The organism is Bradyrhizobium sp. NBAIM08, assembly GCF_020193935.1.
GTDB lineage: Bacteria > Pseudomonadota > Alphaproteobacteria > Rhizobiales > Xanthobacteraceae > Bradyrhizobium > Bradyrhizobium yuanmingense.
Genome location: NZ_JADYVR010000527.1, coordinates 1 through 432 on the forward strand (window position 1 = coordinate 1; position 432 = coordinate 432).

The 432-nt window shown below is 61.6% G+C and carries 1 protein-coding gene; it reads left to right on the plus strand.

Translation table 11 applies throughout. From position 1 onward, the window contains the following. A partial coding sequence (locus I6F37_RS40780; protein ID WP_225154488.1) for a hypothetical protein occupies nucleotides 1–198 on the plus strand: 198 nt, incomplete at its 5' end. Nucleotides 199–432 lie beyond the last annotated feature (234 nt).

Below are 432 nucleotides of genomic sequence, written 5' to 3' on the forward strand. Positions count from 1 at the left end.
CTCGACCGCCGGGGCGGCCGAATTGTGGAATGTCCCGCCAGGCTGACGGTGCGAAAAACCGGGCATTCCAAGATGCGCGTGGCCCGCACCGCAATGGCTCACTTGAAACTCCTTGGCCAGGCGGCCTGGCTGCAGTTGGTCGGCCCGCGTCCGCAGCCGATCTATGGGCCGAGTCCGCTGCCGACGGCTCCGCATTAACAACGATTCATCATCCTGTTTCACAACTTGATCCTTCGTCACAACTTGAGTCCATCAACATGAGTGCTACTGCCACAGCGGCCCCGCCGCTGCCGTTGCCATCCGACCAGGATGCCAGCGGCCGCACGCTGGGCGAGCAAGAAATTCGTCTGCTGACGGCTGCCATTCAATCCGGCACGCTGACCAGCACTAAGGGAGCTTTCGTCAAGCAGCTCGAAACCAAGTGGGCAGAGT